The sequence below is a fragment of the Mesorhizobium sp. M8A.F.Ca.ET.161.01.1.1 genome (assembly GCF_004792105.1).
In the GTDB taxonomy this organism is placed as follows: domain Bacteria; phylum Pseudomonadota; class Alphaproteobacteria; order Rhizobiales; family Rhizobiaceae; genus Mesorhizobium.
In genome coordinates this window covers 298475-312354 of the sequence record NZ_SRTD01000003.1, presented here as the reverse complement: position 1 = coordinate 312354, position 13880 = coordinate 298475, and the positions used below count along the sequence as shown (strand labels likewise).

Annotated in this window: 11 protein-coding genes; 8 read left to right on the top strand and 3 right to left on the bottom strand. The window is 63.3% G+C overall.

The annotated features are described in order from the left end of the window. The first annotated feature begins 116 nt into the window (after nucleotides 1–116). From EN804_RS10165 to EN804_RS10155, 3 genes are read left to right on the top strand one after another with little or no spacing between them, the layout of a single operon-like run. Nucleotides 117–1151: an ABC transporter permease gene (locus tag EN804_RS10165; protein ID WP_135919302.1), complete on the top strand. Its 1035-nt coding sequence runs from the start codon at nucleotides 117–119 to the stop codon at nucleotides 1149–1151. A gap of 11 nt (nucleotides 1152–1162) precedes the next feature. Then, nucleotides 1163–2320: an ABC transporter permease gene (locus tag EN804_RS10160; protein ID WP_127277962.1), complete on the top strand. Its 1158-nt coding sequence runs from the start codon at nucleotides 1163–1165 to the stop codon at nucleotides 2318–2320. A gap of 48 nt (nucleotides 2321–2368) precedes the next feature. Next, nucleotides 2369–4699: an ABC transporter ATP-binding protein gene (locus EN804_RS10155; protein ID WP_135919301.1), complete on the top strand. Its 2331-nt coding sequence runs from the start codon at nucleotides 2369–2371 to the stop codon at nucleotides 4697–4699. A 13-nt stretch (nucleotides 4700–4712) separates the two neighbouring features. Here the strand turns inward: EN804_RS10155 and EN804_RS10150 are convergent, their stop codons facing one another. Beyond that, entirely contained in the window at nucleotides 4713–5303 is a 591-nt protein-coding gene (locus EN804_RS10150; RefSeq protein WP_127277960.1) for a transglycosylase SLT domain-containing protein, read from the bottom strand. Nucleotides 5304–5519: 216 nt separating this feature from the next. Between EN804_RS10150 and EN804_RS10145 the strand changes: the two genes are divergently transcribed. Both EN804_RS10145 and EN804_RS10140 read left to right on the top strand, forming a co-directional pair. Continuing rightward, nucleotides 5520–7058, top strand: a complete 1539-nt coding sequence (locus EN804_RS10145) for a trimethylamine methyltransferase family protein (protein WP_135919300.1) — start codon at nucleotides 5520–5522, stop codon at nucleotides 7056–7058. A gap of 69 nt (nucleotides 7059–7127) precedes the next feature. Next, on the top strand, nucleotides 7128–9569 hold the full coding sequence (locus EN804_RS10140; protein WP_135919299.1) for an FAD-dependent oxidoreductase: 2442 nt from the start codon (nucleotides 7128–7130) through the stop codon (nucleotides 9567–9569). Between the two features lie 22 nt (nucleotides 9570–9591). Here the strand turns inward: EN804_RS10140 and EN804_RS10135 are convergent, their stop codons facing one another. Then, entirely contained in the window at nucleotides 9592–9987 is a 396-nt protein-coding gene (locus EN804_RS10135) for a DoxX family protein (RefSeq protein ID WP_135919298.1), read from the bottom strand. 200 nt (nucleotides 9988–10187) lie between these two features. On the opposite strand from EN804_RS10135, the gene EN804_RS10130 reads away from it, so the two are divergent. Continuing rightward, nucleotides 10188–10676 (top strand): hypothetical protein, encoded by a 489-nt coding sequence (locus tag EN804_RS10130; RefSeq protein ID WP_135866298.1) that lies wholly within the window; start codon nucleotides 10188–10190, stop codon nucleotides 10674–10676. Nucleotides 10677–10718: 42 nt separating this feature from the next. Here EN804_RS10130 and EN804_RS10125 read toward each other — a convergent pair whose 3' ends face one another. Then, nucleotides 10719–11495, bottom strand: a complete 777-nt coding sequence (locus EN804_RS10125; RefSeq protein ID WP_127279321.1) for a VOC family protein — start codon at nucleotides 11493–11495, stop codon at nucleotides 10719–10721. 177 nt (nucleotides 11496–11672) lie between these two features. Here EN804_RS10125 and EN804_RS10120 point away from each other — a divergent pair, with 177 nt between their 5' ends. Continuing rightward, a complete protein-coding gene (locus tag EN804_RS10120; protein WP_127279322.1) occupies nucleotides 11673–12404 on the top strand; it encodes a gamma-glutamylcyclotransferase in 732 nt (243 codons plus the stop codon). Between the two features lie 116 nt (nucleotides 12405–12520). Next, complete coding sequence (locus EN804_RS10115; protein ID WP_127873167.1) at nucleotides 12521–13876, top strand: NAD(P)-dependent oxidoreductase; 1356 nt, start codon at nucleotides 12521–12523, stop codon at nucleotides 13874–13876. Nucleotides 13877–13880: the final 4 nt, after the last annotated feature.

The following is a 13880-nucleotide window of genomic DNA, read 5'->3' as shown; positions in this document are numbered from 1 at the left end:
GCAATAAAAACAGGGTTGATCGCATTCGAGGGCCTGTTTGACGGCCAGTCCGCCGGTGACGGCAGGCGAGGCTTTGAAGCCGGCTCAAAACCCAACCCCATCGGCAGGGGGCCGCCATGCTTTCTTTCGTTCTCAGGCGTCTCGGCACCATGGCATTGACGATGCTGTGCCTGACGATGATCGTCTTCTTCCTGATCAACCTCGAACCCAACCTGAAGAAGCTGGCGATCAGCCAGACGGAAATGCATACTTCGGCCGAACAGCTGGAGGACTGGCTGATCAACCATGGCTACCGGCAGAATTTCTTCGTCCGCTACGGACAGTGGCTGGGCCTGCTGCCCAAGCAGCCGGTGACCGACCCGGCGACCGGCAAGCCGACGCAGCGCTTCACTTTCTGCAACGATCCGGCCGTACCAACTTTCTCCGGCGTCCTCGAAGGGGATTTCGGTTGCTCGACCAAGTTCAAGACGACCGTCGCCTCCAAGCTGTTCCCGGCACTTGGCGCGACCGGGATACTGATGTTCTGTGTGTTGGCGGTGATGGTGCCGGTATCGCTCTTGATCGGCATCCTGGCCGGCATGCGCGAGGGGTCGCGAACCGACCGCGTGCTTTCGGTGGCCTCGATCGCCTCGACGGCGACGCCGGAATATGTGTCGGGGGTCATCTTCACCGTCGTCTTCGCCTCATGGCTCGGCTGGTTGAACGGCTCGGCCGCGTCGGCCAGCCAGGGCATCACCTTCTACAATTTCACCCTGCCGGTGATGACGCTGGCGATCTACGGCATCGGCTACATCGCCCGCATGACTCGTGCCTCAATGGTCGAGGTGATGACGCAGCAATATATCCGCACCGCCCGGTTGAAGGGTATTTCCTTCGGCGGCGTGGTGGTGAAACATGCGCTGCGCAACGCGCTGATCGCACCATTCACCGTCATCATGCTGCAATTTCCCTGGCTGCTCACCGGCGTCGTCATCGTCGAGGTGATGTTCCGCTACCAGGGCTTCGGCTATACGCTGGTCGAGGCCGCCGGCAACAACGACATCGATCTTCTGCTGGGCTGTTCGCTGGTCTCGGTGTTCATCGTCTTGATCACGCAGCTCATTTCCGACGTCGGCTACGCATTCCTCAATCCGCGCATCCGGGTTCAGTAGGGAGAAGGCGCATGCAAGCTCAATATATCGGCGCCTCCACCATCATCCTCGAAGTGCTGTGGCGCTTCTGGCCGGTCTGGGTCGCGCTTTTCATCGTCATGGGAGCGAGCTTCCTCTACAGGAAGAAGCTGGCGCTCTACGGCCAGCTGTTCGACAGCGGCGTCGGCATCGTCGGCGTCGGCATCTGCCTGTTCTGGCTGTTCACGGCGATCTTCGCCTCGACCATCTCGCCCTTCGATCCGCTTGGCCAGATCCCGATCATGAAGGACACGCTGCCCGGCGCCATCGAACCGCAATCGGGGCTCGTCTATCTCTTCGGCGGCGACAAGCTGGCACGCGACGTGTTTTCGCGTATGGTCTATGGCAGCCAGATCGTGCTGATCATTGCGCCGGCGGCGACCGGCTTCGCGCTGATGGTCGGTATCACGCTTGGCCTGCCTGCCGGCTATTACGGCGGCAAGATCGACACGGTATTGTCGTTCCTGGCCAACCTCGTGCTGGCCTTCCCGGTGATCCTGCTGTTCTACCTGCTGGTGACGCCGGGCATCATGGACACGCCGATCCCCTATGCCATGGCCGGCGTGTTCTTCCTGTTTCCGATCATCTTCTTCAGCGTGTTGTTCTGGACACGCTACAAGAACCGGCCGGACCGGCTGTACATCCTGCTCGGCATCACCCTCATCGTCGGCGGCTGGATCTATCTTGGCCTCGTGTTCGACAAGGACCCGCTGCACATCGTCCACATCGATCCCAACCAGCTCAACATCTTCGTGGCGGTGGTGTTTGCCTCCAGCCCGGGCGTGTTCCGCATCGTGCGCGGCCTGGTGATGGATATCAAGACGCGCGACTATGTGGCCGCGGCGCAGACGCGCGGTGAATCGCCCTGGTACATCATGCTGTGGGAGATCCTGCCCAATGCACGCGGACCGCTGATCGTCGATGCCTGCCTGCGCATCGGCTACACCACCATCCTGCTCGGCACGCTGGGCTATTTCGGCCTCGGCCTGGCACCGGAAAGCCCCGACTGGGGCACGGCGATCAAGGATGCCAGCCGGCTGCTGCGCTCCTTCATCCATCCGGCGCTGCCGCCGACGATCGCGCTGATGTCGTTCGTGCTCGGGCTCAACCTGTTGGCCGACTCGCTGCGTGAACAATCGATGAAAGACTGATTGACGGGCCTTGACCCGCGTCTGGTACAATTTGGATTGGAGCGACCCATGAACGAGGCAGTTCGAAATCCCGCCAAGCCGACCAGTGGGCCGATCATCGAGATCGAGAACCTGTCGATCTCCTTTTTCACCCGCAAGGGCGAGATACCGGCGGTGATGGATTTTTCCTGCACGGTCATGCCGGGCGAGGCGATGGGCATCGTCGGGGAATCCGGCTGCGGCAAGTCGACCGTGTCGCTCGGCATCATGCGCGACCTGTCCAACATCGGGAAGATCGTCGGCGGCAGGATCAAGTTCCAGGGCAAGGACATGGGCGAGCTCTCCGACGAGGAGCTGCGCGCCATCCGCGGCAACAAGATCGCCATGATCTACCAGGAGCCGATGGCCAGCCTCAATCCGGCGATGAAGGTCGGCCAGCAGTTGATGGAAGTGCCGCTGATCCACGACAAGGTGTCGAAGGAAGAGGCCTACAAACGCTCCCTCGAAATGGTGAGCGCGGTCAAGCTGCCCGATCCCGAGCGCATGATGCGCTCCTATCCGCACCAGCTCTCCGGCGGCCAGCAGCAGCGCATCGTCATTGCGATGGCGCTGCTGTCGAAGCCGGCGCTGCTTCTGCTCGACGAGCCGACGACGGCGCTCGATGTGACGGTGGAAGCGGGCATCGTCGAACTGGTCAAGGGGCTGGGCGAGAAGTTCGGCACGTCGATGATCTTCGTGTCGCACAATCTCGGCCTTATCCTCGAGACCTGCGACCGCATCACCGTGATGTATTCGGGCGAGGCGGTGGAGACCGGGAAGATCAAGGACGTGTTCGACCGGATGCGCCATCCCTATACGCAAGGGCTGTTCCGCTCGATCCCGCTGCCGGGCGCCGACAAGAACTCGCGGCCGTTGATCTCCATCCCCGGCCAATTGCCACTGCCGCACGAGCGGCCGAAGGGCTGCAATTTCGGTCCGCGCTGTCACCATTTCGTCGAGGGCGTCTGCAACGCCGCCGAAATCCCGATGGTCGAAGTCGCCGGACACGAGGGCCATTTCTCGCGCTGCGTACGCTTCAACGAGATCGACTGGGAAGCGCTGCCGCCCGGCGCCAAGAAGGTCAACGAAAAGGTCGTGCCCGGCGCGCCGGTGCTCAAGATCGAGGATCTCAGGAAATACTACAAGGTCGGCGGCAGCGAGGTGTTCGGCTCGAGCGAGGGCCGCGTCGTCAAGGCCAACGAGACGATATCGTTCATGGCGCGCGAATCCGAGACGGTCGCCATCGTCGGCGAATCCGGCTGCGGAAAATCGACGCTGGCCAAGGTGCTGCTCGGACTTGAGACGGCAAGTGCCGGCACCGTGACGCTGGGCAACAAGCAAATCCAGTCGACCGGCATCGAGAGCCGCAGCGTCGACACCGTGTCGTCGATCCAGATGGTGTTCCAGAATCCGTTCGATACGCTCAACCCCAGCCATTCGGTCGGGTCGCAGATCATCCGCACGCTGGAAAAATTCAATGTCGGAAAGACGGTCGCCGACCGGCGCAAGCGCATGCTGGAGCTGCTCGACCTGGTGAAGTTGCCGCGCGCCTTCGAGACCCGCAAGCCGCGCCAGCTTTCCGGCGGCCAGAAGCAGCGTATCGGCGTGGCGCGCGCCTTTGCCGGCGACGCCAAGGTTGTCGTGGCCGACGAGCCGGTTTCGGCCCTCGACGTTTCGGTGCAGGCGGCGGTGACCGAACTGCTGATGGACATCCAGCGCAAGAACAAGACGACGATGCTGTTCATTAGCCACGATCTGTCCGTCGTGCGCTACATCGCCGACCGCGTCGTCGTGATGTATCTCGGCTATATCGTCGAGCAGGGCACTACAGACCAGATCTTCGCACCGCCCTATCATCCCTATACCGAGGCGCTGCTGTCGGCGATCCCGATTGCCGACACCAGCGTGGTGAAGAAACACATCGTGCTGGAAGGCGACATCCCCTCGGCGATGAACCCGCCCACCGGCTGTCCGTTCCAGACCCGCTGCGGCTACAAGAAGCTGGTTCCCGACAATCTCTGCGAAACCAAGGTGCCGCCGGTGAAGAATCTCGGCGACGGCCATATGAGCCTGTGCTGGCTTTCCGACGACGTGCTCAAGACCATGGAGCCGGTGATCAAGTTCGACAAGGAACACGCCGCCCGTGAGGGCGTGCCGGACGATGCGCACGGCACCGGACCGGGCTTGGCGGGGACAGCGCCCAACCGGCCGCGTGGCAAAACGGGCAGCGCGGAAGCCGACCAGATCGGGGACGCCGCGGAGCAGGGCGAGGCGGGCATGCGAGCCCGTCGCCACGAAGTGCGCGACGAGGTTTCGGAGACCGGTGTTTCGAAGCCGAAAGACACGACGCGGCGGCACTAACCTGAAGCAGGTATCAGGAGCCGCATTGCCGTAGCTGCGCGTCATAGTCGCGGGCCATCTTGTCGGTGGCCCGGGCGTAACCCTGCACGCCGGCGTCGCCACGGTTGCCGCGGCCATAGGCGCTCCAGCCGAGATAGTAGGCGAGGTAGAGGTTGTAGGTGTCGTTGCGCGCGACGCCGTAGCTGTCGGCTGTCTTGGAATGATACCAGCCGACGAAATCGACGGCATCGGCGAATTTCGTCCGCCGTGCCGCCCAGTTGCCGGTTTCGCGCTGATATTGCGACCAGGTTCCGTCCAGTGCCTGCGAGAAGCCGGTAGCCGAGGAGACGTGCTTCCAGGGGATGAAGCCAAGCAGCTTGGTGCGCGGCGGCCGGGCGTTGCTCTTGAAGCCGGATTCCTTGCGTACGGTGGCCATCAGCACCGGCACCGGCACGCCGTATTTCCGCGACGAGCGCTCGGCGGCCGACTGCCAATTGTCGAACCAGCCGTCATTCTGGTCGAAGACGGCGCAGACATTGTTGATGTGGCTGGGCGCGGTGGCGCAAGCCGAAAGCGCCAACAGCGCGCAAACCGCTACAATTTTACTAAAACTCGACCTACGCATGGGAGGAGCAATAGGCCGAAATCATAAAGGGAATCTTGCTGCGGCCGTTAACGCTTCGTCGGCACGAGCAAATGAGAAAACATCATATCAATATTCCGACGCACGCGGTCGCTTTTTATAAACTAGTGTCGAGAAAATGCCGCCTTGGCTAAAATCACGCCGGCAAACGGCGTATTTCTGACAGACCGGCCGCACCGCCGAAGCTTTGATGCCGGCATGACCGAACCAAGACGCAAGCGCGGCGCCGAGCGCACCAGCAACAGGGGGCCAGCGCCCATCGCGCAGCTGCCGCCCAGACGGGTGACGAATCCCTATCCGCCGATGGCGCTGTTGTCGTCCGACCAGATCGAGGCGATCCATCAGGCGTCGATGCACATATTGGAGAATTTCGGCATCGAGGTGATGAGCCGGAGGGCGCTGTCGCTGTTCGAGAAGGCCGGAGCCACGGTCGACCATGCGACGGCGAATGTGCGCGTCGATCGCGGCATGGTCGAAGAGGCGCTGAAGACGACGCGGACCACTTACACGCTGACACCGCGCAATCCGGCCAAGTCGATCCACCTCGGCGGCAATACCATCAATTTCACCTTGGTCGCCGGGCCGCCGAACGTGCACGACATGGAGCGCGGCCGTCGTGCCGGCAACCTGCGCGACTATGCCGATCTCACCCGGCTGGCGCAGCATTTCAACTGTATCCACATGCTCGGCAATCAGGTCTGCGCGCCGGTCGAGCTGCCGGCCAACTCACGCCATCTCGACACCTACTTCACCAATCTGACGCTGACCGACAAGAGTTTTCATGTCTCGGCGATCGGCCGGGGCAGGGCGCTGGATGGCATCGAGATGATGGCGATTTCGCGCGGGCTGACGCTGGATCAGATGCGCGACGATCCCGGTATCGCCACCATCATCTCGGTCAACTCGCCGCGCCGTTTCGACGAGATGATGGCCGAGGGGCTGATGACGATGGCCGAATACGGCCAGTCGGTGGCGGTGACGCCGTTCACGCTGATGGGGGCGATGAGCCCGGTGACGCTGGCCGGCGCCCTGGCGCAGCAGAATGCCGAGGCGCTGTTCGGCGTGGTACTAACACAGCTCGTACGTCCGGGCGCGCCGGTGATGTACGGCGCCTTCACCTCCAATGTCGACATGAAGTCGGGCGCGCCGGCCTTCGGCACGCCTGAAAACACCAAGGCCAACATCGCCTCGGGGCAATTGGCGCGGCGTTACGGCCTGCCATACCGGACGACGCCCGGCTCGGCTTCCAACGCCGCCGACGCGCAAGGCGCCTATGAGACGCTGATGGCGCTCTGGGGCGCGGTGCTCGGCCACGGCAATCTCGTCTACCACGCCGCCGGTTGGCAGGAGGGCGGGCTGACGGCATCGATCGAGAAATTCATCATCGACGTCGAGATGATCCAGCACATGATGGAGTTTTTGCGTCCGATCGTGGTCGACGAGGCCGAGCTTGCCGTCGAGGCACTGGGTGCGGTGCCGACAGGCGGCCATTTCTTCGGCGAGCCGCACACGCTGGAGCGCTATGCGACCGCCTTCTACCAGCCGATGCTGTCCAACTGGCAGAATTTCGAGGCCTGGCAGGAGGCCGGCGGCCTCGACGCGACGGCGCGCGCGACGCGGCTGTGGAAGAAGGCGCTTGAAGACTATGTCGAGCCGGCGATGGACATCGCCGTGCGCGAAGAGCTCGAGGCCTATGTGGCCAGACGCAAGGAAGCGATCGGGCAGGGCGAGCCGTGATTTCAGCGTCCGCTCTTCTCGTCTCGATTCATCTCACCCATCCAACTCATTGATATCAGAGAAAAATCCATGAAATCGCATGCAAAGGTCGTGGTCATTGGCGGCGGCGTCGTCGGATGTTCCGTGCTGTTCCATCTCGCCCGTCATGGCTGGACGGACATCGTGCTGCTGGAGCGCGACGAGCTGACGTCCGGCTCGACCTGGCACGCCGCCGGCGGCATGCATACGATCAATGGCGATCCCAACGTCGCCAAGCTGCAGAAATACACCATCAACCTCTACAAGGAGATCGAGGAACTGTCGGGGCAGGCGACCGGCGTCCACCTGACCGGCGGTGTGCTTCTGGCTGCCACCGAAGCGCGGCTCGACTGGCTGCGCGGGGTCGTCGCCAAGGGCCGTTATCTCGGCATCGAGCTGGAGGAAATCTCGCCGAAAGAGGCGGCCGAACTGATGCCGCTGCTCGACCCCAGCCAGTTCGTCGGCGCCGTCCGCAACAAGGAGGACGGCCATCTCGATCCCTCGGGCGTCACGCACGCCTATGCCAAGGCGGCGCGGAAGCTGGGCGCCGAGATCGAACGGTTCACCAAGGTGGAAGACATTGTGCGCCGTGCAGACGGGATGTGGCGCGTCATCACCAACAAGGGCGAGGTGGTGGCCGAGCATGTCGTCAATGCCGGCGGCCTGTGGGCGCGCGAGGTCGGCCGCATGGTCGGGCTCGAACTGCCGGTTCTGGCGATGGAACACATGTACCTGATCACCGAGGACATGCCGGAGGTCGCCGCCTGGAACGAGAAAACCGGCACCGAGATCATCCATGCGGTCGATTTCGACGGCGAGCTCTATCTGCGCCAGGAGCGCGGCGGCATGCTGATGGGCACCTACGAGAAGGCCAACAAGCCTTGGTCCGAATTCTCCACGCCATGGAATTTCGGCCATGAATTGCTGGCGCCCGACATCGACCGTATCGCGCCGTCGCTCGAGGTCGGTTTCCGGCATTTCCCGGCTTTCCAGAACACCGGCATCAAGCAGATCATCAACGGGCCCTTCACCTTCGCGCCCGACGGCAATCCGCTGGTCGGGCCGGTGCGCGGCCTGCCGGGCTTCTGGGTCGCCTGCGGCGTGATGGCCGGCTTCAGCCAGGGCGGTGGCGTCGGCTTGGCGCTGTCCAACTGGATGATCGAGGGCGATCCCGGCGCCGACATATGGGCGATGGACGTGGCCCGCTACGGCGACTGGGCGACCATGGTCTACACCAACGCCAAGGTGCGCGAAAACTATTCCAGGCGCTTTTCGATCCGCTTCCCCAACGAGGAACTGCCTGCGGGGCGGCCGCTGAAGACGACGCCGGTCTACGACCTGTTGTCGGCCAAGGGCGCGCAGTGGGGCGTCGCCTATGGGCTGGAGGTGCCGCTCTGGTACGCGCCGGAAGGCGTCAAGGACGAGTTCTCATGGCGGCGCTCGAGCGACTTCACCCATGTCGCCGCCGAAGTGGCGGCGGTGCGCTCGGGCGTCGGCCTGTCGGAGATATCGAGCTTCGCCAAATACAAGGTGACGGGCGAAGGGGCCGCGGCATGGCTCGACCGGATGCTCGCCTGCAAGCTGCCGAAGCCCGGTCGCATGACCCTGGCGCCGATGCTCAAGGAAGACGGCAGGCTGATCGGCGATTTCACGCTGGCCAATCTGGGCGCCCAAGATCGGGAAGAAGCGGGCTGGTTCCTGGCCGGTTCCGGCATTGCCGAGCAATATCACATGCGCTGGTTCGAACAGCATCTGCCCGATGACGGGTCCGTCCACATCGAGGCGCTGGGGCAGAAGCTCACCGGCCTGTCGATCGCCGGTCCCAGGGCGAGGGACGTGCTGGCGAAAGCCACGCGCTCCGACATATCGAATGCGGCGTTTCCGTTCATGGCCATAGCCAAGATGGATGTCGGCATGGCGCCGTGCCTGGTCGGCCGGGTCAGCTACACCGGCGATCTCGGCTACGAGATCTGGGTGGCACCGGAATATCAGCGCGCCGCATATCAGGCGCTGATGGCGGCGGGAGAAGAGTTCGGCATCGGCCTGTTCGGCTCGCGCGCGCTCAACGCGCTGCGTCTGGAGAAGAACTACGGCTCATGGGGGCGCGAATACCGGCCGATCTACGGGCCGCTGGAGGCCGGGCTCGACCGTTTCGTCGCTTACGGCAAGGACGCGGATTTCATCGGCAAGGCGGCGGCGCTGGCCGAGCGCAAGCAGGGCGGCAAGCTCAGGCTGCGCGCCTTCATCGTCGACTCCGACGATGCCGACGTCATCGGCGATGAGCCGATCTGGTTCGGCGGCGCGGTGCGCGGCTGGGTGACGTCGGGCGGCTATGCCCATCATTCGAAGAAGTCGGTTGCCGTCGGCTATGTGCCGAAGGAGATCGCCGACGAGAGCCACGGCTTCGAGATCGAGTTGCTGGGCAAGCGCCATGCGGCGCGCATCCAGGCGGCTGCGCTGTTCGATGCGAATTTCGAACGGATGCGGGGGTGAGGGCTCACCCCCGCATGGGGAATCAGGCGTTGCGGCGGTTGTCCAGCGCGAAGGCGCCGGCGCCGGCGAAGACCAGATAGAGGAAGATGAAACAGAACGAGATCGCCGAATCGCCGCTGTTGTTGATGGGGAAGAAGTCGCGCGGATAGTGGGCCATGAAATACGCGATCGCCATTTCGCCGGCCAGAAGGAACGCGACCGGGCGGGTAAGTAGCCCCAAGGCGAGCAGAACGCCGCCGGCGAATTCGAGGATACCGGCAGCTAGCGGCAGTCCGCTCAATGCGGCGGCGGCGTGGTCGCTGGCTGGGAAATTGAACAGTTTCTGCGTGCCGTGCTCGACGAACTGCAGCGCGGTCATGATGCGCAGCGCGGCAAGCGCCTGCGGCTGGTATTTGGAGAGGCCATCGAAAAGCTTCATCTAAAACTCCATTTCAGCTTCCCGGCCGGCCATAGATTATCACCGGGCAACGGACCATTCACTTCCCCCGGCCTGCCATCAACAATTGGTGATTGGAAATGTTCCCCGGTCCGGCTTTTGCTGTTGTGCTCGCCAGGGTTGCAATTATATCGCTATGGTTGTATTGATTGTGAGTACTCCAGACATGTGGGTCCCTTGCCATGAAAAAAGTCGTCATCAGCCTGTTCGCAATCCTTATGGGCACCAGCCTCGCCATGGCCGAGGACGCGGGCTGCGAGGCTTTTAAATGGCCGGTGACGCGCGAACAGGCGCTGTTTGCAGAGGCACCCTCGAGACCGTCCGGAGCGACGCTGGCGGTGGGGGCCGCCGCGGACCTGGCGCTGCTGCCGGCCGAAAAGGCCGGCTTCGCGGTGCCGCCCGAACGCGCCCCTGCGGAGGGCACGTTCGGCGCCGTTGCCAGCGTGGCGGTGCCGCCGGACGGCTCCATCCAGATCAGCCTGTCGGGCGAGGCCTGGATCGATGTCATCCAGGACGGCAAGGCCGTGAAATCGTCCGGCTATAGCGGCGTCAAGACATGCCCCAGTGTCCGCAAGAGCGTGCGCTTCAAGCTGGCCGCCGGCACAGCCACTGTCCAGTTTAGCGGTGCCAAGAAGGCTGACCTGAAGGTCGCGGTATTGGCGCCGGAATGAGCCGACGCCAGCAAGCGTGATTTCAGCGGGTGGCGCGGACGCTTACCGCACCGGCGCCATCAAAGCGAAATGCGCGCCTTGCGGATCCTGGCATTGCACGACCCAGCTGCCTCCGGGAACCTCCATGGGTCCCATCAGGATCTTGCCGCCATTGTCGGTCACGCGTTTTGCCGCCGCGTCGATGCCGGTGACATTGAAATAGAACTGCCAGACCGGGACCGGAATCTGCTCGGGCTTGTTCATGATGCCGCCACCGGATTCAGGGCCGGCGGTAAAGGTCTGGTAGATGCCCATCGGCCCCATGTCGAATTCGCCGGCATTGGCCCAGCCGAACTGGCCGGAATAGAAATCGAACGCGGCCTTCCAATCGCTCGTGTAGAGTTCGTGCCAGCCGATATGGCCGGGCGTGCTGGCCGGCACGACGGGCTGGTCCGGACCGTTCGGCTGCAGGAACATGAAGGTGGCGCCTTGCGGATCGGCGACGACGGCGAAGCGGCCAACGCCTGGAATATCGTCGGGCCGGCGGTGAACGGCACCGCCTGCCTTTTCCAGTGACGCTGTTGCCGCGTCGACATCCCTGGCGTGGATATAGCCCAGCCATGCGGGCGGCATGCCCATCTTGGCCGCATCCTCGGGCATCGTCATCAGGCCGCCGACGCCACGCTCGCCGACATTCATGACGATATAGCGCGGCATGCCGGGCGCCTTGTCGAAGGGCTGCGCCGTCCAGCCGACCACGGTTGTGTAGAAAGCCTCCGCGGCGTCGAGGTCCGACGTCATTAGTTCGTACCAGAAGAAGGGCATCGGGGATTTTGGCATGGTCGGTCTCCTCACCGTTGTGCGCCGATCGTCGTTCGATCCATCCTAGGACGATCTCGACGACAGAAATCCGACATCTGGGCTAGAAATCGGGAACGGCAAGGCGCAGCCTTCTGGCAATCTTGCGTGCCTTGCGATTTTCGCCTTTGCTTGGCTTCGAAAAGGGGGGCTCGATCCATGCGGCAGATGTCACTTACAGCCGAGCTTGTTGCACTGTGCCATCGCGAGGAGGCCGATCCCGGGCCTAGCGGCAGCTGGACGCAACTGAGCGACGAGGATTTTCGGGACCTTTCGGCGCGGCTGTCCAATGAAGCCGATGCGGGGCCGCTATGGGTGTTCGCCTATGGCTCGCTGATCTGGAAGCCGGCTTTCGAGTCCGTCGAACGCCAGCGCGCCACCGCCCATGGCTGGCACCGCTCCTTCTGCATCGACATGGTCCGCTGGCGCGGCAGCGCCGCGCAGCCTGGACTGATGATGGCGCTCGAACGCGGCGGCCGATGCGATGGTGTGATCTATCGGTTACCGGAAGGGGAGAAGACTGCTCAGATCGAAAGACTGTTGCGGCGCGAGATCGACGATCATGAGAGCGTCGCTTCGGTCCGGTGGGTTCCGGTGCGTACCGCGCAAGGGCCGTTGCGGGCGCTGGGTTTCTGGGTCGGGGTGACGGGCAGAGGCACTTCGCTCGGGCAGCCGCTGGAAGCCGTGGCACGGGTGCTGGCGCGCGCCTGCGGCCATGTCGGCTCAGGCGCGGAATATCTTTACAACACGGTCAGCCATCTCGAGGAATTCGGCATCCGCGACCGCAATCTCTGGACGTTGCAGAAATTGGTCGCCGATGAGATCAGGTCGATCCATGGCATTGGCATGGACGGCGGCCATATCCTCGCGTCACCGCCACCAATAACTTGACCGCAATTATCATGTTTTTATCCAGTCTTTTCAGCAACTTGCCTCAAAAATTGACCAATTGATAAAAAAATAAAACGTGCTAGCCTTCCCCAAAACGAAAACATGGGGAACTGAAAATGCCAGAGGGTCAGTTCAAAGAGGGTATTGTCGGCGGCCGCCTTGCGGCTGACCAATACGCGGACAATTTTTCCGACCTGCATCCGCCGCTCGATCATCACGAGGCGCTGGTCGAATCCGACCGCTGTTATTTCTGCTACGACGCACCGTGCATGAATGCATGCCCGACCTCGATCGACATTCCGCTGTTCATCCGCCAGATCTCGACCGGCAACCCGATCGGTTCGGCCAAGACCATCTTCGACCAGAACATCCTGGGCGGCATGTGCGCCCGCGTCTGCCCGACCGAGACGCTGTGCGAGGAGGTGTGCGTGCGCGAGGTGGCGGAAGGCAAGCCGGTGCAGATCGGCCGTTTGCAGCGCTACGCCACCGATGTCGCGATGGCCGAGAATAAGCAGTTTTATCCGCGCGCGACAGCGACGGGCAAGACGGTCGCCGTGGTCGGCGCCGGCCCGGCCGGCCTTGCCGCCGCGCACCGGCTCGCTCGCCATGGCCATGACGTGACCATCCTGGAGGCGCGTCCGAAGGCCGGCGGCCTCAATGAATACGGCATCGCCGCCTACAAGAGCGTCGACAACTTTGCCCAGGCCGAGGTCGACTATGTCACCGCGATCGGCGGCATCGACATCCAGAACGGCAAGGCGCTCGGCCGCGACTACCAGCTCTCCGACCTGATCCGCAATTACGACGCGGTGTTCCTCGGCATGGGGCTGGGCGGCGTCAACGCGTTGCGCGCCGATGGCGAGGATGCGGCCGGCGTCACCAACGCGGTCGAATTCATTGCCGAACTGCGCCAGGCCAGCGACCTCTCCGGGCTGCCGGTCGGCCGCCGCGTCGTCGTCATTGGCGGCGGCATGACGGCGATCGATGCCGCCGTGCAGTCGAAACTGCTTGGCGCCGAGGAGGTGACGATCTGCTACCGGCGCGGCCAGGACCATATGAACGCCTCCGAATTCGAGCAGGATCTGGCGGCCGCCAACGGCGTCACCATCCGTCATTGGCTGCAGCCGAAGCGGGTGATTGCCGAAGGTGGTAAGGTGTCGGGCATTGAACTCGAATACACCGCGCTCAACGGCGACAGGCTTGCCGGCACCGGCGAGACGCTGACGCTGGTTGCCGACCAGGTGTTCAAGGCCATTGGCCAGAGTTTTGTCCCGGCTGCCCTCAATGGCAGCGGGGCATCGATCGATCTCGAAGCCGGCCGCATCAAGGTCGACGGGGAAGGGCGCACGTCGCTCGCCAAGGTCTGGGCCGGCGGGGACTGCATTTTCGGTGGCGACGACCTGACCGTGTCCGCCGTGGCGCAAGGGCGCGACGCGGCTGAGAGCATCCACAGGAGTCTGACCCAGGGATAAGGAT